Source organism: Nocardia sp. 348MFTsu5.1 (assembly GCF_000383535.1).
Taxonomy (GTDB): Bacteria; Actinomycetota; Actinomycetes; order Mycobacteriales; family Mycobacteriaceae; genus Williamsia; species Williamsia faeni.
Genome location: NZ_KB911509.1, coordinates 572,865 through 595,709, shown reverse-complemented (window position 1 = coordinate 595,709; position 22,845 = coordinate 572,865). Strand labels below are relative to the sequence as shown.

The 22,845-nt window shown below is 63.6% G+C and carries 19 protein-coding genes and 1 riboswitch; of the genes, 12 read left to right on the top strand and 7 right to left on the bottom strand.

The annotated features are described in order from the left end of the window. Positions 1–89 precede the first annotated feature (89 nt). Positions 90–202: riboswitch (SAM riboswitch) on the top strand. An 87-nt stretch (positions 203–289) separates the two neighbouring features. After that, positions 290–1,489, top strand: coding sequence for an aminotransferase class V-fold PLP-dependent enzyme (locus H290_RS0102815; RefSeq protein WP_020105242.1), 1,200 nt, complete (start codon positions 290–292; stop codon positions 1,487–1,489). On the opposite strand, the gene H290_RS0102810 is transcribed toward H290_RS0102815, so the two are convergent. Together H290_RS0102810 and H290_RS0102805 are read right to left on the bottom strand one after the other, a co-directional pair. After that, a complete protein-coding gene (locus H290_RS0102810) occupies positions 1,490–2,683 on the bottom strand; it encodes a SpoIIE family protein phosphatase (RefSeq protein WP_020105241.1) in 1,194 nt (397 codons plus the stop codon). Beyond that, on the bottom strand, positions 2,680–3,489 hold the full coding sequence (locus H290_RS0102805) for an alpha/beta fold hydrolase (protein ID WP_028462692.1): 810 nt from the start codon (positions 3,487–3,489) through the stop codon (positions 2,680–2,682). Before H290_RS0102805 ends, H290_RS0102810 begins: the two co-directional genes overlap by 4 nt. A gap of 196 nt (positions 3,490–3,685) precedes the next feature. Here H290_RS0102805 and H290_RS30065 point away from each other — a divergent pair, with 196 nt between their 5' ends. After that, positions 3,686–4,159, top strand: coding sequence for a hypothetical protein (locus H290_RS30065; RefSeq protein WP_020105239.1), 474 nt, complete (start codon positions 3,686–3,688; stop codon positions 4,157–4,159). A gap of 5 nt (positions 4,160–4,164) precedes the next feature. Here the strand turns inward: H290_RS30065 and H290_RS27650 are convergent, their stop codons facing one another. Together H290_RS27650 and H290_RS0102790 are read right to left on the bottom strand one after the other, a co-directional pair. Then, positions 4,165–6,669 (bottom strand): helix-turn-helix transcriptional regulator, encoded by a 2,505-nt coding sequence (locus H290_RS27650; RefSeq protein WP_020105238.1) that lies wholly within the window; start codon positions 6,667–6,669, stop codon positions 4,165–4,167. A 4-nt stretch (positions 6,670–6,673) separates the two neighbouring features. After that, on the bottom strand, positions 6,674–8,359 hold the full coding sequence (locus H290_RS0102790; protein WP_196809484.1) for an Hsp70 family protein: 1,686 nt from the start codon (positions 8,357–8,359) through the stop codon (positions 6,674–6,676). A gap of 274 nt (positions 8,360–8,633) precedes the next feature. Between H290_RS0102790 and H290_RS30060 the strand changes: the two genes are divergently transcribed. The 6 genes from H290_RS30060 (at position 8,634) to H290_RS0102760 (ending at position 15,323) form a co-directional block, all read left to right on the top strand. Further along, entirely contained in the window at positions 8,634–9,218 is a 585-nt protein-coding gene (locus H290_RS30060; RefSeq protein ID WP_155976659.1) for an IniB N-terminal domain-containing protein, read from the top strand. Between the two features lie 174 nt (positions 9,219–9,392). Next, positions 9,393–10,409 (top strand): IniB N-terminal domain-containing protein, encoded by a 1,017-nt coding sequence (locus tag H290_RS0102780; protein ID WP_155976658.1) that lies wholly within the window; start codon positions 9,393–9,395, stop codon positions 10,407–10,409. Positions 10,410–10,522: 113 nt separating this feature from the next. Next, positions 10,523–10,852, top strand: coding sequence for a hypothetical protein (locus tag H290_RS0102775; protein ID WP_028462691.1), 330 nt, complete (start codon positions 10,523–10,525; stop codon positions 10,850–10,852). 401 nt (positions 10,853–11,253) lie between these two features. Further along, the gene (locus H290_RS0102770; RefSeq protein WP_020105234.1) at positions 11,254–11,940 is read left to right on the top strand and encodes a hypothetical protein; all 687 of its coding nucleotides are present in this window, start codon (positions 11,254–11,256) and stop codon (positions 11,938–11,940) included. An 84-nt stretch (positions 11,941–12,024) separates the two neighbouring features. Continuing rightward, on the top strand, positions 12,025–13,815 hold the full coding sequence (locus H290_RS0102765) for a dynamin family protein (protein ID WP_020105233.1): 1,791 nt from the start codon (positions 12,025–12,027) through the stop codon (positions 13,813–13,815). Beyond that, positions 13,812–15,323: a dynamin family protein gene (locus H290_RS0102760; RefSeq protein WP_020105232.1), complete on the top strand. Its 1,512-nt coding sequence runs from the start codon at positions 13,812–13,814 to the stop codon at positions 15,321–15,323. The genes H290_RS0102765 and H290_RS0102760 overlap by 4 nt, the downstream gene beginning before the upstream one ends. 212 nt (positions 15,324–15,535) lie before the next feature. Here the strand turns inward: H290_RS0102760 and htpG are convergent, their stop codons facing one another. Continuing rightward, positions 15,536–17,485 (bottom strand): molecular chaperone HtpG, encoded by a 1,950-nt coding sequence (gene htpG / locus H290_RS0102755; RefSeq protein ID WP_028462690.1) that lies wholly within the window; start codon positions 17,483–17,485, stop codon positions 15,536–15,538. A gap of 116 nt (positions 17,486–17,601) precedes the next feature. On the opposite strand from htpG, the gene H290_RS0102750 reads away from it, so the two are divergent. Then, complete coding sequence (locus H290_RS0102750; RefSeq protein ID WP_020105230.1) at positions 17,602–18,273, top strand: DUF4166 domain-containing protein; 672 nt, start codon at positions 17,602–17,604, stop codon at positions 18,271–18,273. Positions 18,274–18,341: 68 nt separating this feature from the next. Here the strand turns inward: H290_RS0102750 and H290_RS0102745 are convergent, their stop codons facing one another. Together H290_RS0102745 and H290_RS0102740 are read right to left on the bottom strand one after the other, a co-directional pair. Continuing rightward, entirely contained in the window at positions 18,342–19,679 is a 1,338-nt protein-coding gene (locus tag H290_RS0102745; RefSeq protein ID WP_020105229.1) for an NtaA/DmoA family FMN-dependent monooxygenase, read from the bottom strand. Next, complete coding sequence (locus H290_RS0102740; RefSeq protein ID WP_020105228.1) at positions 19,676–20,908, bottom strand: LLM class flavin-dependent oxidoreductase; 1,233 nt, start codon at positions 20,906–20,908, stop codon at positions 19,676–19,678. The genes H290_RS0102745 and H290_RS0102740 overlap by 4 nt, the downstream gene beginning before the upstream one ends. A 171-nt stretch (positions 20,909–21,079) precedes the next feature. On the opposite strand from H290_RS0102740, the gene H290_RS30055 reads away from it, so the two are divergent. The 3 genes from H290_RS30055 to H290_RS0102725 are packed head-to-tail and all read left to right on the top strand — an operon-like array spanning position 21,080 to position 22,844. Beyond that, positions 21,080–21,670: a GNAT family N-acetyltransferase gene (locus H290_RS30055; protein WP_020105227.1), complete on the top strand. Its 591-nt coding sequence runs from the start codon at positions 21,080–21,082 to the stop codon at positions 21,668–21,670. After that, positions 21,667–21,939 carry a WhiB family transcriptional regulator gene (locus H290_RS0102730; protein ID WP_020105226.1) on the top strand — a complete coding sequence of 91 codons (273 nt, stop codon included), beginning with the start codon at positions 21,667–21,669 and terminating at the stop codon, positions 21,937–21,939. Before H290_RS30055 ends, H290_RS0102730 begins: the two co-directional genes overlap by 4 nt. Before the next feature lie 26 nt (positions 21,940–21,965). Beyond that, positions 21,966–22,844, top strand: coding sequence for an aldo/keto reductase (locus tag H290_RS0102725; RefSeq protein ID WP_020105225.1), 879 nt, complete (start codon positions 21,966–21,968; stop codon positions 22,842–22,844). Position 22,845 lies beyond the last annotated feature (1 nt).

Below are 22,845 nucleotides of genomic sequence, written 5' to 3'. Positions count from 1 at the left end.
AGCCGATGACTGAGTGGGGTTTCGATCACCGGGAAGTTAATTGATTCGTATCTGGACTTGAGCCGGGAAAGTCTGTTAGCGTCAGCGTCGGTCATGAGTGCCAGCGCATAGCCCCGGCTTGCTGGTCAGCAACCCTCCTTCGCGGCGGGGTGCTCCGGGTGAGGACCTGGCCTGTTCGATCCCGAGCAGGCAAGCGCGGACCCCACACGTCCGAGTTGTCGAACTGCCGTATCGGCAGGTTCGTTCCTCAGTGCGTGCGGTATCCCTGACACCGGAAGAGGTGTGAGATATGAGCACTACAACACTTGATCATTCCGTCAAAGCCCTTGCTGCGATTGAGGGTTCGGACACACAGGCACCGCTGAGGGACGGCTCGACCACTCGATACGTCAACTTCGACTACGCGGCGAGTGCGCCGGCATTGTGCAGCGTCGTCGAGAGGATCTCGCAGCTGCTGCAGACCTATTCGAGCGTCCACCGGGGTGCCGGATACGCATCCCAGGTGACCACCAAGGCCTACGAAACCGCCCGAGGGCAGGTTGCGGACTTTGTTGGTGCCGGCAACGAGCACTGTCTGATCTTCACGCGGAACACCACCGACTCCCTGAACCTGCTGGCTCGTTGTGTGCCGGGAAAGGTGGTGGTGCTCGACCTGGAGCACCACTCAAACCTGTTGCCGTGGAATGACGTTCATGTCGTCCGTGGCGCGAATACGTTGGCCGCGACGATCAGTCGGGTGGAGACCGCGCTCAAAGACACCCGCGCAGTCCTGCTCGCGGTCACCGGCGCGTCCAACGTCACCGGTGAGATCTTGCCGATCGGTGAGCTGGCGGAGATCGCGCACCGCCACGGTGCCCGGATCGCAGTCGACGGTGCGCAATTGGTTCCGCACCGCCGGGTCGACATCACCGCCACCGGAATCGACTACCTCGCATTCTCGGGGCACAAGACCTACGCACCATTCGGGTCCGGAGTACTTGTCGGACTTCGGGATTGGCTGGATGCGGCAGATCCGTACCTGGCCGGTGGCGGTGCGGTGCTCAACGTGACCGCTGACGACGTGAAGTGGGCGCCCGCGCCGGCCCGCCATGAAGGCGGCTCGCCCAACGTCCTGGGAGCGGCAGCGCTTGCCGCCGCGTGCGTCGAAATCGAGTCCCTCGGGGATGCTGTGGTTTCCCATGAGGCAACGCTCACAGAGCAATTGCGCGATGGACTGTCCGAGATCCCCGGCGTGCACACGCTGAAGATCTTCGCCGACAGCACCGATGCCGTCGGCGTGGTCAGCTTTGTTGTCGACGGTCATCAGGCCGCCGAGGTCGCGGCCCACCTGTCGGCGGAATACGGCATCGGTGTGCGCGACGGGCGATTCTGCGCGCACCCGCTCCTGGACCGGCTGGGCCACGGATCAGGTGCTGTGCGGGCAAGTCTGGGCCTCGGCTCGAGTTCTGCCGACGTGGACCTTCTCCTGGCGGCCCTTCGCGCTCTGTGACTATCTGAGCGGCACACCCAGCGCCATGAGGGCGGTGTCGTCTTCCAGTCCGGCGCCGAAACTGTCGAGCAACGCGTTAAAATCCTTGACGATCTGCTCGGCGGAGGTCGGCGCGTGCGCCGCCGCGAACTCGAGCAGTGCGCCGTTGTCGTCGTACCTCTCCGGGCCTGGTCCGATCCTCGCCTCGGTCAGTCCGTCGGTGTAGAGCAAGAGCGTGTCACCGGGTGCCAGGTGAACGTGTGTCGAGACGAACTTGGGATCGTGGAGGATACCGACGAGTTGCCCGCCCTCGGTACTCAGATATTGGGCTTCGCCGGCGGCGGTGAGCAACAGGGCCGGCGGATGTCCTCCGCTCGCGAGTTCGACATCGAATCCGTTGTCGCGGCGGGTGAGCACACCGAATATCACTGTGCAGAAACGCGGGTCGTCCTCGTGGTGATTCTCGTGCAGCACGGTGTGCAGGTTGTGCAGAACAGCAATCGGATCGTCGTTGTACACGGCGGCGGCGCGCAGCGTGTAGCGGGTCAGCGAGGTCACCGCTGCTGCACTGGCTCCTTTTCCACACACGTCACCGAGGAAGAAACCGGACTTGCGATCCGACAGGGCGAACATGTCGTAGAAATCGCCGCCGACGTCATAAATTGATGCCGCGTGATAGTAGGCCGCTGCGTCCATGCCTTCCGGAGGCAGGAGCGAGGGCGGGAGCAGTGAGCGCTGCAGGGTCGTGGCGAGCACCTCCACTCGCGCACGTTCCTGTTCGGCGTGACGACGTGCCTCGAGCAACTGTTTCTCGTACTCGCGCCGGTCACGTGCATCCTGAACCGTGATGCGGATGAGCGCGGCGGTTCCGTCCGCACCGGCCTTCACGTTCGCGGTGACGAAAACCGGTAGCCGGCGACCGTCTGCCGCGACGAGATCGACGGTGATTCCGCTCAGTACGCCCTCGAGCTGTACCAGTGGCGCGAAGTGGGTTTCGTAGTGAATCCGGCCACCGGCGGTGAGCAGATCGGTGACAGGTCTGCCCAGCAGGGACTGTCGGTCATACCCCAGCCACGTCGTGAGGGTGGTGTTGATCTTCGCGATGCGCCCGTCCGGCCATGTCGAGAAATAGCCGCACGGTGCATTCTCGTACAGGTCTTCCAGACTTTCGTCGAGTACGTTCTGCGATGAGATGTCGCTGTGCGACTTGCTCATCGAAGTCGGTCGACGAAGGCAACGATGGCATCTGTGGTTGGCTCGGGGTGGCTGAGCTGGGGGCAGTGACCACCGGCGTCGAGCGTGACGAGTTCGCTGCCGGCGATCTGTTCATGTACGTAGGCGCCGACATGGCGCGGGGCCAGGGAGTCGCGTGCGCACTCGATCACGAGGGTGGGCACCGTGACGCGCGCAAGGTCGGACCGGTTGTCGGACAAGAACGTGGCGCGGGCGAACGCGAGCGCTCTCGCTGGGTCCGTCCGGCAGAAGGCGTCGGTCAACTCGCCGCCGAGTTCTGGTCGGTCGGGGTTGCCCACGATGTTCGGCGCCATCGCCGCCGACCACCCGAGATAGTTGCTCTCCAGGGATTCGACGAGTTCATCGATGTCGGCGCGCGTGAATCCGCCCTTGTAACCATCGGACTCATCGTCGAGGTAACGCGGCGACGGGGTCAGCAACACCAGTTCGGCGAACCGGCTGGGATCCTCGGCGACGGCGAGCACACCGATCATCGCCGCGACGGAGTGGCCAACGAACACCACGTCATGCAGATCCAGTTCCGCCACGATGTCCAGGACGTCCTGCGCATATGCATCGAGGGTCGAATAGCGCTCGGCATCCCACGCGGCGGGGTCCGAGGCACCGGCACCGACATGATCGAACAGAACCACCTGGTGGTCCGACACCAACCGCTCGGTCACCCGACGCCACATACTTTGATCGCATCCGAAACCATGGGCCAGCATGATCGTCGGGCCGTCCTCGCGGCCGACGACCTTCACATTGTTCTTCGCACGGGTATCCACGTGTTTCATTCTCGCACTTCTGCGAATTCGGTGGATTTTGGTGAACAAAACCCCAGGTGGGGTCCACCAGAAGCCACCATCATCGGGATACCGGGTATTGCCGCCTCAGAAATCGAGTAGTCCGCTACTCGTGCCCGACCGTGGTCGGTGGTCGTAATTTTGAAGATGCGAACCGCTGACAATCGATGGGGCATCTATGGCTAAGGCGAGTGCGATCGCGACCTGGGTCTGCGAATCCGGTCCGAGGACTGTTGACGAGCTGTTCTCCGGGGTGAGCCTCGGACGTGCCCGGCTGGTCCAGGACGGCGTCGTTGAACCGTTGACTCCGGGATCGTCCATCACCCTCATCGCGGGCATCGCTGTCACGGTGGTGGCCGAGGTCAAGTCGGTCTTCCCGGTCACCGATGTGGTCGGGCAGGTCGTGCGCGGGTTCGACGAGCTGTCTGCTGACGTCGTCCCGGCCGTGGTCACCGATGGGTTCTGTGACGCGATTTCGGCGGAGCGCGGGGGACTGCTCGAGCTGGCTGTCGATGGTGCCCACATCCACGGAGACGTGTCGCTGGTACTTCAGATCGGTCTGATGAGATCCAGGATGACCGACGAAATTCGGTTTCAGATCCAGGCCGCCGCGTCCGAGGATCGCGACGACGCGGGCCGCCTTCTCTCGTGAGCTCATCAGGGTTCTGAATCAGCCTGCATCGCTCGCAACACCGACAACATCTCCGCGCGACTGTTCGCGCCGATCCGGCGTCGAATGCGGGCGACGTGATGCTCGACGGTCTTGGCGGAGATGAACAGCCGGTCGCCGATGTCCTTGTAGGTGATGCCGAGCAACAGCAATGACACGACCTCACGTTCACGCTCGCTCAGCTGTGCCGCCGGAGATTGCGGTGCCGGCGCATCGCTGGTCTCGGTGACGGGGTTCTGGTGCGTCCGCAGGGATCGGGCCAACTGCAGCATCGTCGAGGCCACCCGGGAGTCCGACGAGTAGAGGGCTGCCTGGCTGGCCAGGCGCGACCCGTCCCAGCTGTGACCGACGTCGGCGAGCCCGCGGGCGGCCGTCTCGACATCGGCCGGATCGATGTTCCCGCCGAGCATGTGGATCCAGACCCGTCCGGCACGTGCCAGCGTGGCCGCATAGGGACTGGTCCGGGCGGCCTCGGCGAGCGCTTGCGCATGCGGAACCAGTTCGGACGGAGAGTCGCCGGCGATCGCGGCATGCACGCCGTACCAGTGCATCGATGCCGACCACGATGGTGGATTGCCGAGGTTCGACAACAGCTCCTGCAACTGTTCGAGGGTCGGAGCCAACTCGTCGAGAACCTGCAGACGTGCGGCGGCCACCCATATTTCGCCGATCGGCAAGAGGCCGCACAGATCCACCGAGTACTCGCTCAGCGGTTCTTGCACGGCTTCCCAGGCGCTGCGCAACTCGCCGAAATCGCCGGACCGCCGGGCCAGTGCCACCCGGAGTCCGCCTCGACTGAGCTGATCGCGAAGATGCATCGTGGATTGTCCCAGCCGGTCCAGCTGCGCTGATGCTGCCGCCACGTCACCCTCGAACAGGGTCACCCACGCGAGCAGGAGCTGATGCCGGACCCGATGCAGCGGCGGGATGTCGTCAACCGAATGTTGCGCCAGAACCGCACGCGCCTTCGGCAACTTACCCAGGTGGATGGCCAAGGTGGCGGCCATCGCGGCGGACCTGTCCGGAGTGGTCGTCGCGGCCGTTCCCCGTTCGAGCGCGGACGCGCGCATCAACGTGTTGAGGGCATTCGACGCCGGCGCGTCGATGGACTCCACCAATCCCTCGAGGACGAGTCGATCAACGGCGGCGCGGGTGTGTGGTGGGTTCTGTGCCGGAGCCCCTGAATCTTCGAGCGCCTTGCGCCCCGCAGCGGTGTTGCCGATCGACACGTGCACCGCCGCCGCCATCACGTCGTCGACGCCGGAGGTGTGAGCCAGCCAGCAATACAGTTCGGATGCGCGCCTTGCATTTCCGCGAATTGCCGAGGCGGACGCGACAATTCTGACCGCGAGTGGACGGGTGCCGTCTGACAGGTTGTCCCACAGGGAATCCACGGTGCGCGTCGCCCCGGTGAGATCGCCTGCGCAGGCCCGGGATTCAGCGGCGAGTAGCCGGGTCCGGACGGTCTCGCTGCTGATCCGGGCCGCGGCATCATAGAACGCCGTTGCCTGTGTCGGCTTGGCCCCCGCGGCCGCATCGAGCAATGTGGGAACCAGCTGCGGGTCGGCGATCCCATGAGAGGCCAACTGCAGCGCCAGAGGTCCGGACAGCGGCCCCTGCTCCAGTCTGTTTGCAAGCAACGAACTCTCGATCTCATACCGCCGTTGATGCCCGATGACACCGACCGCGGCCGAATACACCCGCTCACTCCATTCGGCCGGGCCATCGATCAGTCCGGTACACCGTGCGGAATCGATCAGCTGCTCGGCCTCGGAGGGTGATGCTCCCAGCACCGAGATGAGCTCGGCCGTACCGATGGCGATGCGCAGGCTGCACAGCAGGACGGTGGCGACCTCGGATTCATCGAGTGCGTACAAGCGCTCACGCATGGCCCGTTCGACTGCTTTTGCCACCGTCTTGGGGCTGCCGCCGGCGCTGCCGTGGATTGCTGCGATCGCCGCGTCGACGAATCCCCGGTTTCCGCCGGTCAATGCCTGGATGTGATCGATCAGCGTGGACGGTGCGGTCGATCCGGTCGTATCGGTCAACCGGGCTGATATCTCTTCCCGGGTCAGGGGTTCCAGATGAACCGGTGCGGCATCGCGCTGCAGTGTCGCCAGCGTCCGGGTCAGTGCGAGCTTTCGGTGGCGGGGTTCGCAGGCGAACACAACGGTGTGGTTTCCCGCGGCGGCGATGGTCGCGACCGTGTCCAGTTTGTCGTCCGGCAACAGATGCCCGTCATCGATGACAACCGCGTCGTAGTCCTTCAGGCCGGCATCGACATGGGTTGCGACCCGCATGCCCAATTCGTCGAGAGCGAGCCGAACCGAGTGCACCGCAGCGGTTTTACCGGTGCCCGCGTCTCCCACGAGTGCCTGGCACCGGTGCTGCTCCGGGTTGGCCTTCGTCGCGGAGAGGAAGCCGCGAAGCTGCCGCGGCAGCCGCCCGATCGATGGATCGGGCGGGCGTCCGCTGTTCGGTGTCAACGACATCGAGCTACGTCGGGAGGGGTTCCACGGGGGTCTCCACCTCCGGAGACACTACCGGGCTCGAGGACTCGGATTCGCTGGACGGTGTATCCGATGTGGTGACCTGCGGTTCAAAGGTCTCTTCGGGAACGAACGTCTCTTCGGGGACCACGACTTCCTCTTGCGTTGTTTCCTCGGTTGTCTCCGGGGTTGTCGTGATCGACACCGACACCGACGGCGCAGGTGCCTCGGGCGTTCCGGAATCGTTGTTGGTCAGTGCATATGCGGTCCCGGCAGCGGCCGCGAGCACGCAGGCGGCCGCCACGCCGATGAGCAACAGCCGTCGCCCGTGACGGCGGTCCGAGTCTTCGGCGGTTTCCGCGTGGTGGTCGTTGAATGTCAATGCGGGCCGCGGCTGCGCCGGCGGTGGGGTCTTGTTGTCGTTCTTGATCGGGACCAGGTTGGGGTCCGTGTTGGCCGGATCGGGTCTGGCGCCGGCCGATTGGGTGGCGGGAGGCCGGGTGCCCGCCGGAAACGCCTCCGTCGGCGGGGGCTGACGGGTTCCGTTTGCCGGTTGTGGCGCCGTATGGGGCCCACTGTTCGCCTGCCGTGGAACGGGGAACGCCACGGCCCGCGGTACCCGGGTGGGTCCGGAATCGGTGGCCGCCCTGGGCACGGATGCGGCGGCGATCCGCGCCGCACCCGCGGCAATCGTGAGATGGGGGTTGGTGTCGATGCTCACCGGGAGGTGTAGATCTCCGGAAAGGCGTTGTGTCAGTAGAGGTATCGCGGCACTTCCGCCGAACGCGAACACGCCGCCGAGCTTGTCGGCTGCGACCGCTTCCCGGTCGAGTAGTTCCCGCAGGGCATCAACCGTTCGACCGAGCGGTTCGGCCGCGATGTCCTCGAACTCGGCCCGGGTGATCCGGACGTCACCGCCGAACATCGGCAGATCGACCGCGATGGTGGCGGCGGTCTCCGACGAGAGTTGCTCTTTGGCTGCCACACACTGGGCACGCAGTTTCGACAACGCGCCCAACAGATTCGGATCAGGGTTGGACAACTGGTGCGGGTCCTCGACAACGAGTCCGAGCACATGGCGCATCAGTGCGTGATCGAAGTCGACCCCGGCGGGTTCGTCGACGCGGAGCGGTTCTCCGATCAACTGGGCCTTGCCGGCATCTGCGAGTGCCACCGATGTGCCGGTTGCACCGGCATCCACCAGCGCGACGATCCCACCGGACGGAAAGTCGGGGTGATTGCGGATCTGCGCGAGTGCGGCGGCCATGCCCGAGTGGAGTTGCACCGTGGCGGGCAACCCGGCGGCGGGCAACGCACCATGGAGATCGGAGATCGCATTGATCGGCCAGTAGGACGGGTAAGCGATGACGATCGGCGGAGGTTGGTGAGACTGCCCGAGGAGACCGCGGATGACACTCTTGACGGCCGCTGCGGTGAGCATCTCGGCGCGATGGGTGTTGCCGTCCGGGGACGTGATCGGCACCGGATCGCCGACGCGCTCGACAAAACCGGACACCGTCACACCGTCACCGCGGACCCGGGGATTCTCTGACGCGGTCCCGCATTCGATGGGACGATCAGGCGAGAGTGTCAGGACCGGGGTTCGGATGACCGGTGGGGCAAAATCTGTGGGAATCGTTGTGGCAGTGAGACGCTGCGAGCCGATCGCCACTCCAATCGCGGTGGGATGCATGGCCTTTCCTTTCGGTCGTTCATCCATCATCGCAGGCGGCCCCATCCGGGGATAGAGCATTCGGCCGGGAGAAAAATGCTTTGGGAGATATCCCCGATAGGGGTGGGTGTCCCCATCGGGGGTAGTCCCTAATGCCCTTGGTCAGAGTGCGGGTTGAGCCAGTAGTCCATATGGCACGCGCGTCGATATCCTCGGACATACATAGTTTGAAGTTGCCCGGGCCGGCGCGGGCTGGGAAGAGTGTGGCGTGCGAGATGGCACGGAGAGGATGATCATGCCCGAGACCACGTTGTTGGATTTTGTGATGGGACTGGTCCACGATCCGGTGGCGGCCTCCGAATACCGATTGAACCCGGACCAGGCCATTGCCGACGCCGACCTGCACGGTGTGACCGCCGGCGACATCGAAGCCCTTATTCCGATGGTGTCCGAGAGAGGCCAGGACGGTTCGGGTATGCAGAATCCGGATCGAGGTATCTGGAGTGGCGGTGATGTCGTGCAGTCGTTTGACGCATTCGATGCCCCGGGTCTGGCCCCGGAATCGATACATTCTGACACTGCTGCCTTCGATGACCTCGATTCGTTGCAAACATCGCCCGGATTCGACAATGGGAACGGAAACGGTGACGGGTTCTTCGACTCGGTCCCCGATGCGCCACTGCCTTCACCCGAAGTTGTCGACGACGACTCGTTCGCTCAGAGCATCGATCCCCTCGGAGACGTGACACCGTCGCTGGAGCCGGCCGCAGTGCCCTTCGACGATCCCTCATCTGCGCCGCTGGATTCTCACGCCACACCCGGCAATGAAGGATTCGACACGGGTCACGACTGGGGATCAGTCGACGAATTCGACATCTGAGATCTCGGGCTTTGAGTCGATTCCCCCAATGGGCACCCCACCCCGGATAACGCACCCCATATCGGGGATCCAAATGAGGGGGTTCGCCCCCGTTATCCGCAGAGGTCAATTTCTCTAACGTTGGTTTCAGCTACTCCAGAGGGGAGGGCGACACCAACTATCCAGGAGAGTCCGATGACACAGACACCAATGGCCTTGTTCGAGTTCGTGATGGACTTGTTCGGGGACGAAGCGAAGGCGGCGGAGTTCGACAAGAATCCCGGCAAGTGCATGGCGGACGCCGGATTGGACAAAGTGACGCCGCACGAAGTGAGCGCTGTGATACCTATTGTCGCCCAATCTGTTACACCTCCCGGTGGCGGCTCCTGGTCACCCTCGGTCCCGTCGCATGGGAGTCCCTCGCAGATGATCCAGCAGGTCGTCAACAATTTTTACGACCAGTCGATCCACAACGAAATCGTCAACAACGGCAGTGGCGACATCGACGTCGACGTGAAGCAAACCAACGCCAATGGTGAGGGGGCCGTGGCCGTCGGCGGTGACGCCCATGGGCCAATAGCCACCACCGGGGGAGTGGCCGGCACCGGCAACGAGGTCGGAAACTCCAAGGACGATCACAGCACCCACAGGGACGATTCGATTCACGGCGACAACAGCGGAAATGCCTCGAGCACAAAGGTTTCCGACAACAGCCGAAATGACAGTCACAACAAGCTGGATGTCACGTCGACCGGTGCTCCGGCACCCATGGCGCCTCCGCCTCCTCCGGTCCCGATCCCGGTGGACCCGTTCGACGCGCACGGTGGCATTCCGTTTGTACCTGGTGGTGACGACCTCGCGATTGGCGCCAACGACTTCATGTACTTGGACCAGCCAGATTCACCTGAAGGCAGCACTGGTGGTAGTCCAGCTGACAACTCTCACATCTTCGATGCGCTGGATCCGGGCGAAGCCATCTCGCCGGATGTTATCGACGGTGATCTGCAGCCCGGCAGCGACGGCATGCCGGTCCCATTCGACCCCACGGCACCCGATGGCGACGCTTTGGGTATTTCCACCAGCGATATCGTCCCGACCGAGCACGTGGAGCCGATGGTGGCCGAGATGGATATGGGGCAGTCATATGCGGCAGAGCCGGCCATGGCGGTGGCCGAGGCACCCGTTGCAGATCAGGGAGACGCCGACTTCTGACAGCGCGCAAACGCCGGCGGGCACGATTCGAAACATGAATCGTGCCCGCCCTTTTTGTGTGCCCCTATGTCAGGCTCCAGGTGAGTCGTCACCGCGCACCGAGAGTAAGCCCGATGCTTGCCCTCGCAACTGCTGCTCGCCTGGACCAGCGGCTCCGCGAAAAGGTGAACTCAATCATCGACATCTGCTCCCGCAAGATCATTGCCAACCGCGCCGAAAGCCGCGAAGGCGACTACATGGCAGTGGGAATCTTCGAAACCGCATTCACCGCAGAAGTATCCAAACCGCAATGGGTACAGGCTGATTCAGGATCCGTAAGGCGCTCAGCTGCTCCGAATCAGAATTTCGGACCCTCAAACATCGCAAACACTTCCCCCGGCATCTTCGAAACCTCGAACAAGCCCGCGACCAGTCACCACCTACAACCACGACCACCGCCATAGCGGCACACCTCTATACACCCAACGACGTCCACGACGGATCCTGGCGACCAACCCACTACCGCCGGCAACAAGCACTCGACGCCTACTACGCCCAGCACGCCGGTCCTTTTCGAGGCCAGCCACCAACCAACCCGCCCCAGACTGGCCGGCAATCAACTCCACCTGCCCCCGACCCACCACCGAATGACTCCAATCAGGTTGATATCCACCGTGCCCGTCTTCCGGTTGTTGGGTTCACCCCCTAGCCGGCGTGTATTCGGCGTCCTAATCCCCATATCGATCCCCCAGAGGTGCGGGGGTCTTCCCCGTTTTGGCAGAGGCGATCGGTCAATAACGTAGTTGTCATCGGGTTACGAACCCGAGAAACCAAAACAAAAACAACACATCAAGGGAGAACGATCATGACGAACTACGGCCAATGGACCGGCGGCGACCAGGTGACAGATATCGATTCGACAAGCGCGAACGGAACCGGCGCAGTTGCGGTGGGGGGTGACGCCAATGGGCCGATCGCAACCACCGGTGGCGTGGCCGGCAACGGCAACGTCGTCGGGAACAGCTCGGACGATCACAGCACCCACGTGGACAACTCGGTGCACGGCAACAACAGTGGGAACACCCAAAACACCCACATCGAGGACAACAGCTACAACGACAGTCACAATTCCGTCGACGTCACGAGTGAAGGCGGCGGAGAATGGGGTGGCGGCGGTGGCGACATCCATCTCGAGGGTGTCGACCTGGGCAACGATCGTGGAGGTATCGACGTGGACAACAGCAACCAATACACCGAGACCCATGACAGCCACGACATCACTGATTCCTTCAACGATGACCACTCCACCAACGATTCGTTCAACACCGAAGATTCGTTCAACACCAACGACTCGTACAACACCGACGATTCGTACAACACCACGAGTCAGTCGCATGGACTGGAACTCGATCCGGGCGGCATCTTCGACGACGTCGCGGGTGCCGCGGGCTCGGCGCTCGGTCCCCTCGGTGGCGCGGTCGGTGGCGCGGTCGATGGTCTCGGTGGCGCGATCGGTGATGTCGGCGACGCCCTCGGCGATCTCTTTGACTGACGATTGCCGGCCGGCCAGTGTGGTGGCCCTGCTGAAAGCAGGGCCACCACAACATGTTCGAATCGATTGACGAGGAGACCTGCTGTGGATGACAACACCGCCAAGGTGACAAAGATCATCGATCGGCTGCGGGAATTGGTGGCGGAGGCCGATCGCCGCGATATCGGTGCCCGCCTCGACGCCGCGCGTGACCGAGTGCAGGATCCGCGGGCTCGTGTGGTGGTGCTGGGACAACTCAAGCAGGGCAAGAGCAACCTCATCAACGCGCTCCTGAACATTCCGGTCTGCCGCGTAGGTGACGACGAGACCACGTCGACGGTCACGATGATCGGCTACGGGAGTGAGCCCGCAGCGCGACTGGTCGTCGATGACGGGAACGAGGCCCGGCGGATCGAAGTACCCATGGACGACATCCGCAAGGATCTGAGTCGGGCGCCGGCGGCCGGCGGAGCGAGGGTGATTCGTCTGGAGATCGAAGTGCCCAGCCCGTTGCTCAAACGGGGACTGGTCATCATCGACACACCCGGAAGCGGTGGCGTCGGCTCGCCACATGCCGCGGCCACGCTGGGGTTGTTGCCGGCCGCGAGTGCAGTCATCGTCGCGTCGGACGTCAGTCAGGAGTACACCGCGCCGGAAATGGCATTCATCCGTCAGGCAACCGAGCTGTGTCCCAACGCCCTGATGGTGGCGACGAAAACGGATCTCTACCCGCGATGGCGCGACGTCGTCGCAGCCGATGTCGGCCATCTGCAGAACATCGGAAGTTCGCTGGAACCGCTGCCCACCTCGTCGGCGCTACGCTCCCATGCAGTCCGGCTGAACGACAAGGAACTGAATGAGGAATCGGGCTTCCCGAAGCTGCTCGAGTTCCTCGGTGACAAGGTGCTGGCGGCTGACAAGAATCAGATGCAAGAGATGGTGATGAGTGAAATCGGCTCGGCCGCCGGACATCTGCTGCTGGCGATGCGATCGGAGCTGAGCATTCTGCGCGACCCGGAACTGCGTCAGGGAATCGTTGCCGAACTGGAGCGGGCAAAATCCGAGGCGAAGGAACTCGCCGGCCGAACAGCGCTGTGGCAGCAGGTGCTCGGCGACGGGATCGCCGATCTTTCCGCGGACTCGGATTTCGACCTGCGCAACAGATTTCGGAACTTGACCAAAGAGTTTGAGCAGGAGATCGACGGATGCGATCCGGCGAAGATCTGGGAGGACCTGGGTGCGCGACTGCAGGACGAGGTCAGCGCGGCCGTCGGTGACAACTTCGTCTGGACCCACCAGCGATCGGTCGAACTGGCCGAAGCCGTCGCAGAATCGTTCGCAGCAGTTGGTGACGTGATGATTCCGCACCTGGCGCTCGCGTCGGTCGGTTCCGAGATCGCGCCGGTCGACAGCCTGGTCGATCTGGAACAGTCGCCGTCCGGGACGGTGAACAAAGTCATGATCGGGATGCGGGGATCATACGGCGGAATGATGATGTTCGGGATGATCTCGACCCTGGTGGGCATGACCATGGTGAACCCATTCTCAGTGCTCGCCGGAGTGATGCTGGGCCGCAAGACATTCACCGACGACCGCGATGCCCGATTGACCCGCAGGCGCGCTGAGGCAAAAATGGCCGTGCGCCGGTTTGTCGACGATGTTCTGTTCGAAGTCGGTCGCGAATCCCGGGAACGGCTGCGACTGATTCAACGAGTGCTGCGTGACCACTTCCGTGAAATCGCCGAGCAGACAACACGATCGCTCACCGAGTCGATCCAGTCGACCGAAAGGGCTGCCAACAAAGAAGTGTCGGAGAGGGAGTCGAGAGCGAAAATGATAGAGCAGCAGCTGAAGTTCCTCGGTGAAGTGCACACCTGGGCCGGGGCAGCGTCATGAACGCCTTCGATCGAGTTCGTGCGATGCTCGCGGAAGCCGGGCAGGTGTACCGAAATGATCCCGCATTCGGTGGTACCGGTGCCGCGCACGAGATCGATCGGTGTGCCGCCCGCCTCGAAGAGCCGCTACGGATTGCGCTTGCGGGCACGCTCAAGGCCGGCAAATCAACCCTGCTGAACGCCTTGGTGGGAGAAGAGCTCGCACCCACGGACGCAACCGAGTGCACGCGTATCGTCACCTGGTTCCATCACGGAGCGACCCCGGCAGTCCGGGCGTGGCACATGAATGGTCTGAGTGCGCCGGTGCCGGTCGACCGCCGCGATGGACAGCTCCACTTCGATGTCGAATCACTCGACCCGGCCGGCATCGACCGCCTGGTGGTGAACTGGCCGTCCGCGGAGCTCAGCCGTCAGACGATCATCGACACTCCCGGTACGGCGTCACTGAATTCTGAAGTGTCCCAACGGACCTTGCGTCTGCTAACCCCAAAGGACGGCGTTCCGGGGGCCGATGCCGTGCTGTACCTGATGCGGATGTCGACCGCTGCCGACGTCAACATGCTGTCCGAATTGAACCGCCAGGTGGGTGGTCGGTCCGGACCATTGGGAGTGATCGGCGTGGTGTCGCGGGCCGACGAAATCGGTGTCGGCCGAATCGATGCGATGTTCTCTGCGAAAGAGATTGCCGCTCGCTACTCGGCAGAACTGGCGTCGTCGGGCCTGTGCCAGGCGGTGGTACCGGTGGCCGGACTGCTGGCCCTGACCGCGCGAACACTGCGGCAGAGTGAGTTCAAAGCTTTGAAAGCGCTCTGTGATGTCGCTCCTGACGATCTGCAACTGGCCATGCTGTCGGCCGACCGCTTCTGCCGGCCCGACAGTGTGCTGCCGCTCGACAGTGAGGTCCGGGTCCGGCTGATCGAACGCTTCGGTCTGTTCGGGGTCCGGATCGCGTTGGCGCTGCTGCAGAGTGGCTCCACCGACTCGATCGAACTGTCGAAACAGTTGTTGGAGCGCAGTGGGCTGACCGAGCTGCAGTCAGTGATCGACGTCCAGTTCGGCCAGCGAGCCGATCAACTCAAAGTCCATTCGGCACTGAATGAGTTGTCGCGGATTTTGCGGCAGTATCCGACCCAGCGGGTTGCCCCGATTCGCGCGGCCGCCACCCGGATGCTGGGCGACGTGCACGGATTCGAGGAACTCCGACTGCTGGGCATGCTTCGTTCCCGGAAGACATCGCTGACGGAAGGCGAACAGACCGAGGTGACCCGGCTGATCGGCGGGTACGGGACGACCCCCGACGATCGGCTGGGACTCGACCCGTTCGAGACCATGACCTCCGGTCGTGAGGCGGCGCTGGCGGCCGCGCACCGCTGGCGGAACCGGTCGTCGAATCCGTTGAACGACTCGTTCACCGCCCGGGTCTGCCGGGCCGGAAGCCGCAGCGCCGAAGGCATCGTCGCGGATCTCTCGGCCTCCCGCGTGGCCGACCACTCCACCCGCCGCCACTGACCCCGCCGACCGCGCCGTGCGAACCGCCGACCGTGCCAAACCGCCCGCCGCCGAGCGTGCCCATCGAACCGCCGAGCGTGCCGAAAATCGCGCCGAGCGTGCCAAAACTGTTAGGTAACAGGCAGTTTCGGCACGCTCGACGGTCGCAAGGGCACGCTCGGCGGTGATAAGGGCACGCTCGGTGGCGGCGGCGGGGGGCGGCGGCGGGGTGGCTATCCCTCGGAGACGGTTCTCGTCAGAAGGTCGGCGAGGGTTTTGCTGAAGGCGGCTGGTTGCTTGGGTGTGCCACCTTCGGCCAACAGCGCTGCACCGTAGAGCAATTCCGCCGACTGCCGCAGAGCGGTGTCATCGCCGCGATCGGCAAATGCCTTCTGCAGTCCGGCGGTCAACGCGTGATCCGGGTTGAGTTCCAGGATCCGCTTGCTGTCGGGCATCGGGATGCCCGAATCCCGGTACATCCGCTCGAGTGCCGGTGAAAGGCTCTGTGCCTCACCGACAATGCACGCCGCCGAATCGGTCAGCCGGCTCGACAACCGCACCGCGCTGACGTCGTCGACGAGCACGCCGGTCATCCAGGTGAGAAGGTCGCTGAACTCCTCATCCTTCTTGTCGTCCTCTTCCTTGTCGGCTTCGCCGCTGAGATCGACCTCACCCTTGGCCACCGACTGCAGGGGCTTGCCTTCGAAGTCGGTGATCGATCCGATCCACATCTCGTCGATCGGGTCGGTGAGCAGCAGTACCTCGATGCCCTTGGCCTTGAACGCCTCGAGGTGCGGGGACTTCTCGAGCTGCTCCCGCGAATCGCCGGTGGCGTAGAAGATCTGGGTCTGCGTATCCTTCATCCGCTCGACGTATTCGGCCAATGATGTTGCGGTGTCGGCAGAGTGGGTCGAACTGAGTGAGATGATCGCCAGCAGGGCGTCCTGGTTGTCGACGTCTTGGAGCAGGCCTTCCTTGAGGACCCGGCCATACTGCGACCACAGGGTGTCGTATTTCTCGCGGTCATTGGTGCGCAGATCCTTGATCGTGCTGAGGACCTTCTTGGTGAGCCGACGCCGGATCGCCTTGATCTGCCGGTCCTGCTGCAGGATCTCGCGGGAGACGTTCAGCGACAGATCCGCTGCGTCGACGAGACCCTTCACGAACCGAAGGTATTCGGGCATGAGTTCTTCGCAGTCGTCCATGATGAACACCCGTTTGACGTACAACTGCACGCCGGCCTTGTGCTCGCGCATGAACAGATCGAACGGCGCCGTCGACGGGATGAACAGCAGGGCCTGGTACTCGAAGGTGCCCTCGGCCTTCATCGCGATGGTCTCGAGCGGATCGTCCCAGGCGTGGCTGACGTGCCGGTAGAACTCGGCATACTCCTCGTCGGTGACCTCCGAGCGAGGCCGGGTCCACAGCGCCTTCTGCGAGTTCAGGGTCTCCGTCGCGGTCACCTCGGTGGGTGCGTCGTCGCCTTCCTCGGTGTCCTCGTCGGCGGGCTTCGGGGGTGCCGGCTTGGTCACCTCCATGCGGATGGGCCACGAGATGAAGTCGGAGTACTTCTTGACCAGTTCCCGGATCTTCGGCACCGACGTGTAGTCGTGCAGATCGTCCTCGGAGTCGACGGGCTTGAGGTGCAACGTCACCGTCGTACCCTGCGGCGCGCCCTCGACCTCTTCGATCGTGTACTTGCCGGCTCCCTCGGACTCCCAGCGGGTGGCGTGGGTCTTGCCCGCCTTGCGGGTGAGCAGCGTGACCTTGTCAGCCACCATGAACGTCGAGTAGAAGCCGATGCCGAACTGGCCGATCAGCTCTTCCGACGCCGCCGAGTCCTTGGCCTCCTTCAGCTTCTTCCGGACCTCCGCGGTCCCCGACTTCGCCAGCGTGCCGATCAGGTCGATCACCTCATCGCGGGTCATGCCGATGCCGTTGTCGGAGATCGAGAAGGTGCGAGCTTCGGAATCGGCGGCGATCTCGATGTGAAGATCCGAGGTGTCGGCGTCGAGATCCTTGTCCCGGTACGACTCCATCCGCAGCTTGTCGAGGGCGTCCGATGCGTTGGACACCAGCTCTCGCAGGAAGGAATCTTTGTTCGAGTAGATCGAGTGGATCATGAGATCCAGCAGCTGCCGCGCCTCGGCGGCGAACTCCAACTCTTCGACCTGAGCGCTCACGTGATGCTCCTCCATTGTGTTTCAGTACTTATTACGTGCTCCCGACCCAACATTTTAGGCTGACCGTCCGTAGTACATTCAGGGCTCATGCCTGATAGCCGGAACGGGGGGTAGCAGTGAGCTCGGTCATCCAGAATGTTTTGGGTCCGGAATTCGAGAAACTGCACCCGAACTTGCAGTGGCGCTACGGAATTGACTCGCAGTCGCAGCTGGCGCAAGAGACGAGCGGGATCATGGAATCGATTTACAGTTCGCCGGTTGTCTCGACCGCGCTGCGACATTTCGGTAAACGGAACGCCATGCCGACCAAGTCCAGTCGCCTCGTCCCGTTCACGATGCATAATTATTGTTATCAAGATGAACTGGGCCGCGAATCGCTTGCGGTGATGCGATCGCTCAACTACACCAGCGGACCACAGGGATTGAACTCGCTACTCGTGGATGGTCGCGAGGGGCTCGTCGACTACTTCGGTGACGGTCCCGAACTGCTCTGGCCGTTGGAGGCGAGCGTCGACCGCGGCTCGCTGATTTTCCAGAGCGGACCCATGCGACTGCTGACGGCGGGCCCCAAGGTCGGAATGCGTGGATTGCTGGCGGCCCGGATGTTATACGCCGAGGGCTGGGACTCCGAGCGCAACCGGTTCCGCGTCGACGCGTCAGTGCGCAATCCCGTGATCGGTGAGCTGATCCACTATCGCGGCTGGTTCACCGCCCAGGATGTCCCGTGTCGACTACGGGACATCCCGGACGAGGCGTGGCCACATCGACTCATCGAGCGAGAGAGCTGAGCCGATGATGTGCCCTTCTGGCGAGTAAAACCCCAGTTCGGGGCCGCCAAAAGGGCACATGATCGGGTTTAGGCAGGCGCTGACAGGCCGAGGTGGTCGCGCAGGGTGTCGCCCTCGTATTCGGTCCGGTAGACCCCACGCTCCTGCAGTAGCGGGATGACGGTATCGGTGAATTCGTCGAGCCCACCCGGGGTGATGTGGGGGGCCAGGATGAATCCGTCGCTGGCGTCGGCCTGCACGAGGTCATTGATCTGGGTGGCGACGGTCGCCGGTGTTCCGATGAAGGACTGACGTCCGGTCACCTCGATGATCAATTCGCGAGTGGTCAGGTTCTTCGCCTCCGCCAGTGCGCGCCACTGCGCTGCCACTTCCAGCGGATCCCGATGCATGCGCACACTGGCGCGACCCTTCGCGATCGTGTTCTCGCCGACCAGCGGATCGACCGTCGGCAACGGACCATCAGGATCGTGGTCGGACAGGTCGCGGTTCCATAGCTGTTCGAGGAACTTGATCGCCGTCTGCCCGCTGACCTGCTGGAGGCGGACTTCGTGTGCCCGCTCCTGGGCCTCGGCATCGGTGTCACCGAGGACAAAAGTGGCGGCAGGCAGGATCAGCAGCTCTTCCGGGCGGCGGCCGTAGGTCGCGAGGCGTCCCTTGACGTCCTTGTAGAACACCTGCCCCTCGTCGAGCGTGGAGTGGCGCGAGAAGATGGCATCGGCCTTGGCGGCCGCGAATTCGCGACCTTCCTCGGAATCGCCGGCCTGGAAGATGACCGGCCGTCCCTGCGGGCCGCGGGGCACGTTGAACTGACCGGCGATGTCGAACTGGTTGTCGGTGTGGCTGAAGGTTCCGGCGTCGGGGCGCCGCAGGAACGTCCCCGACTCGCGGTCGGCGACGATGTCATCGTCGTTCCACGAGTCCCAGAGTTCGGTCGTGACCTCCAGGAACTGTTGTGCGCGTTGGTATCTCTTCTCCTGCGGCAGATAGCCGCCGCGGCGGAAGTTCTGCCCGGTGAACTCGTCCCACGAGGTCACCACATTCCACGCGGCGCGTCCCGCGGTCAGGTGGTCGAGGCTGGCGAACTGCCGGGCGACCTCATAGGGTTCGTTGAACGTCGAGTTGATGGTGCCGGTGAGCCCAAGTTTGTCGGTGACCGCAGCCAGGGCCGCCAAGACCGTGAAGGTATCCGGACGTCCGACCACATCGAGGTCGTAGATGAGCCCGTTCTGCTCACGCAGACGCAGCCCCTCGGCCAGAAAGAGGAAGTCGAACTTGGCACGTTCCGCGGTCTTTGCGAAGTGGGTGAACGAGCTGAAGTCGATGTGGCTGCCGGCTGCCGGATCGCTCCACACCGTGGTGTTGTTGACCCCCGGGAAATGTGCTGCGAGGTGTACCTGCTTGGTCATCGGCTGATCAGATCCCCTGTTGAGTGATTGTTGGTTGGTGCGTAGCGGTTGGCCGGGAGTTCGAGTCCCAGATTTCCGCGCAGTGTGGACGAGGTGTAGCCGTCGCGGAACCGTCCGCGGCGCTGGAGTTCGGGTACCAGTGCGGTGGTGATCGCAGTCAGGTCGTGAGGGATCGCGCCGGGGCGGAGCCGGAACCCGGTGATCCCGGCCTCTGCCAGTTCTTCGAGGTGATCGGCCAGCTCGGCCGCTGTGCCGGTGAAGATCAGGGCATCGCTCTGGTACTCGGACCCGGCGAGCTCGTCCAGGCGAGCCTTGCGGTCGGCGGCGGCTTGGGTCGAATCATCCAGGAACACAACCAGATCGGCGAAGATGTGGACGGTTTCCGCGGCGCGTCCCGCCGACTCCTGGGCGGCCCGGATGGTGGCGATGGTCTCGGTGGCCCGCGCGGTGGTGTGTGGGGTCACGAACCCGATATCCGCCGACTGGCCGATCAGCTCGTACGGGATCTGCTGATGACCCAGGGCGGCGATCACTGGTTGTCCCTGAGGTGGTCGCGGGGTGATCGACGGACCGCGGACGGAGAAGAAGCGGCCCTCGAAGTCGATGTAGTGGAGCTTGTCGCGATCGACGAAACGACCTGTTGCGGCGTCCCGGATCTCGGCGTCGTCCTCCCACGAATCCCACAGTCGGCGCAGGACCTCGGCGTAATCGCCGGCCTCCTCGAAGAGATCGGCGATCAGCGACTGCGCCGCGGGGCCGGTGAGGTCGGCCGACAGGTCGGGGAAGGTGCGCCGGCCGAAGAGTTTTGCCTCGTGTTCCTGGGCGGAAACCTGCAACCGGACTCCGGCCCGGCCGGTGCTCACGTAGTCGAGCGTGGCGATCGCCTTGGCGAGATGGAAAGGCTCGGTGTGCGTCACGACAGCGGTGGGAATGATGCCGATGTTCGAGGTCAACGGTGCGATCCGGGATGCGATCAGCACGGAGTCGAGACGACCACTGACCCGGTCGGTCCTGGCGTCGAGCCCTTGCAGCGTGGCGGGTCGCAGGCCGAACGAGTCTTCGATGGTGACGAAGTCGAGTCCACCGCGCTCGGCTTCGGTGACCAGATCTGCCCAGTACCCCGCTGTGAGCAGTTCGGCTGGCCTGGCATCGGGTTCACGCCAGGCGGCCGGGTGCCAGCCGGCCCCTTCCAGCGCGACTGCAAGATGCACGCTCGCAGTTGTCGACATCGGTACTCCTTCAATTCGGTATCGGCGGCAAGCAGGATTCATGTCTGCGCCAACAACAAGATTGCCTGAAGGTGGTCTCGGACCCGATGTCATCGGATCAGCGTGGTTCTAACCATCGCCTGTCGAGCGATTTCGCGGCTGAATGGATGCATCATCGCGGAGGGAGCGGCCATGTCGTTTGTCGGAAAGTTGTTGTCGGTCGACCAGATGTTGATGGCTGCGGCTGCGGTCCATCCGGAGGCGCCGCCGGCACTGCCGATGATCGAGGCATGTCGCACGAACATCGAGATCGTGCGTGTCGGACACGATGATCGGCTCGCCCGGACCGCGTTGTCCCAGGTGGCGATCGAGAACAGTCGGCGCTACGGCGGAACGTCGTGCGGCTGGTTCGCGAAGCTGCGGGTTCGACCGGGCGACGCCCTTCTCGTCGCAGTTGCCGACGGAACCCCGGTGGCCGGTGGAGAGTATCGGCGCGCCGATGACGACACCGCCGAGATCACCCGGATCTGGACCACCTCCGCGCAGCGTCGGCAGGGTCTGGGGAGCCGGATCCTGGCCCGACTCGAGGCCGAGGCCGCCAACCACGGACATCGTCGTGTCCTGATCACGACCGGCCCGGATCAGTCCGACGTGCATGCGTTGTGCCGGCACGAGGGGTACCAACCGGTGCGCACCACAGAACTGTCCGGCGCGCAGGCCGGTATCGCAGTGTGGGGCAAAGACCTGTCGGTGGTGCGCATACCGTTTGCTGTTTCGGCATGACCGGATTCAACGGCGGCGGCTATGTCGGAGGTGAAACCGGCTGGGATTGGCGGGTGCACGGCCGGTGCCGAACCGAGGACGTCGACTCGAACATCTTCTTCCCTCCGGCAGGCCGTGAGTTCGCCAAGGAACGTCGTCGACGCGAAGCCGCGGCGAAGTCGATTTGCGGACACTGCCCGGTCGCGCGCGAATGCCGCAGCCACGCCCAGCGCTACGGCGAGAAATACGGGATCTGGGGCGGCCTCACAGTTGGCGAACTGGCCGGCTGACCGACGGAGATCGATAGGGTGGTGTCATGACCGAACAAGTACCCACGATCACATTGAACTCTGGCACCACCATTCCTCAACTGGGACTGGGTGTTTGGCAGGCAACCAACGATGAGACCGAAAAGGCGGTGCGGTCCGCCATCGACGAGGCCGGCTACCGGCACATCGACACCGCAGCAGCCTACGGCAACGAAGAAGGTGTCGGTCGGGCCATCGCGAATGTCGATGTGCCGCGCGGCGAACTCTTTGTCACGACGAAGCTGTGGAACGCCGACCAGGGATACGAACCGGCCCTGAGTGCCTTCGACAAGAGCCTGTCGCGCCTGGGTTTGGACTACGTCGACCTGTATCTCATCCACTGGCCCCTGCAAGATGACGACCGGATCCTGCGCACCTGGGATGCGCTCGAAGCCATTGCAGAATCGGGCCGTGCCAAGGCAATTGGTGTCTGCAACTTCGAGCCGCGTCACCTCGAACTGCTGGTCGCCCGAGGCGGTATACCTGCCGTCAATCAGGTCGAACTCCACCCGCACCTACCGCAGCAGGCGGTCCGGGCCGCTGCTTCGAAGCACGGGATCGCCGTCGAATCGTGGAGTCCGCTCGGCGGAACCAGCAACTCCGGCTGGGGTCCGAACTCCAAGCCGAACACTTTGCTCACTGACCCGATCATCACGCGCGTCGGGGAGCAGTACGGTAAATCGCCTGCTCAGGTCCTGATCCGCTGGCACCTGCAGAACGGGCTCATCGTCATCCCGAAGTCGGTCAATCCGGACCGGATCGCCCAGAACATCAACGTCTTCGACTTCGAACTGAACGACGCCGACCTCGCCGACATCGCCACCCTCGATGACGGTGTCCGGGTTGGTGTCCATCCGGACGAGCTCAATCTGGGAGCTCCGGAGTAGC

Excerpts from the sequence above, each read along its gene's own strand:
- H290_RS0102770 (WP_020105234.1), top strand. The coding sequence starts at position 11,254 with ATGACGAACTACGGCCAATGGACCGGCGGCGACCAGGTGACAGATATC.
- H290_RS0102745 (WP_020105229.1), bottom strand. The coding sequence starts at position 19,679 with ATGACCAAGCAGGTACACCTCGCAGCACATTTCCCGGGGGTCAACAAC.
- H290_RS0102730 (WP_020105226.1), top strand. The coding sequence starts at position 21,667 with ATGACCGGATTCAACGGCGGCGGCTATGTCGGAGGTGAAACCGGCTGG.
- H290_RS30060 (WP_155976659.1), top strand. The coding sequence starts at position 8,634 with ATGCCCGAGACCACGTTGTTGGATTTTGTGATGGGACTGGTCCACGAT.
- H290_RS0102760 (WP_020105232.1), top strand. The coding sequence starts at position 13,812 with ATGAACGCCTTCGATCGAGTTCGTGCGATGCTCGCGGAAGCCGGGCAG.
- H290_RS0102740 (WP_020105228.1), bottom strand. The coding sequence starts at position 20,908 with ATGTCGACAACTGCGAGCGTGCATCTTGCAGTCGCGCTGGAAGGGGCC.
- H290_RS0102775 (WP_028462691.1), top strand. The coding sequence starts at position 10,523 with ATGCTTGCCCTCGCAACTGCTGCTCGCCTGGACCAGCGGCTCCGCGAA.
- H290_RS0102780 (WP_155976658.1), top strand. The coding sequence starts at position 9,393 with ATGACACAGACACCAATGGCCTTGTTCGAGTTCGTGATGGACTTGTTC.
- H290_RS30055 (WP_020105227.1), top strand. The coding sequence starts at position 21,080 with ATGTCGTTTGTCGGAAAGTTGTTGTCGGTCGACCAGATGTTGATGGCT.
- H290_RS27650 (WP_020105238.1), bottom strand. The coding sequence starts at position 6,669 with ATGTCGTTGACACCGAACAGCGGACGCCCGCCCGATCCATCGATCGGG.
- H290_RS0102725 (WP_020105225.1), top strand. The coding sequence starts at position 21,966 with ATGACCGAACAAGTACCCACGATCACATTGAACTCTGGCACCACCATT.
- H290_RS0102815 (WP_020105242.1), top strand. The coding sequence starts at position 290 with ATGAGCACTACAACACTTGATCATTCCGTCAAAGCCCTTGCTGCGATT.
- H290_RS30065 (WP_020105239.1), top strand. The coding sequence starts at position 3,686 with ATGGCTAAGGCGAGTGCGATCGCGACCTGGGTCTGCGAATCCGGTCCG.
- H290_RS0102810 (WP_020105241.1), bottom strand. The coding sequence starts at position 2,683 with ATGAGCAAGTCGCACAGCGACATCTCATCGCAGAACGTACTCGACGAA.
- H290_RS0102790 (WP_196809484.1), bottom strand. The coding sequence starts at position 8,359 with ATGCATCCCACCGCGATTGGAGTGGCGATCGGCTCGCAGCGTCTCACT.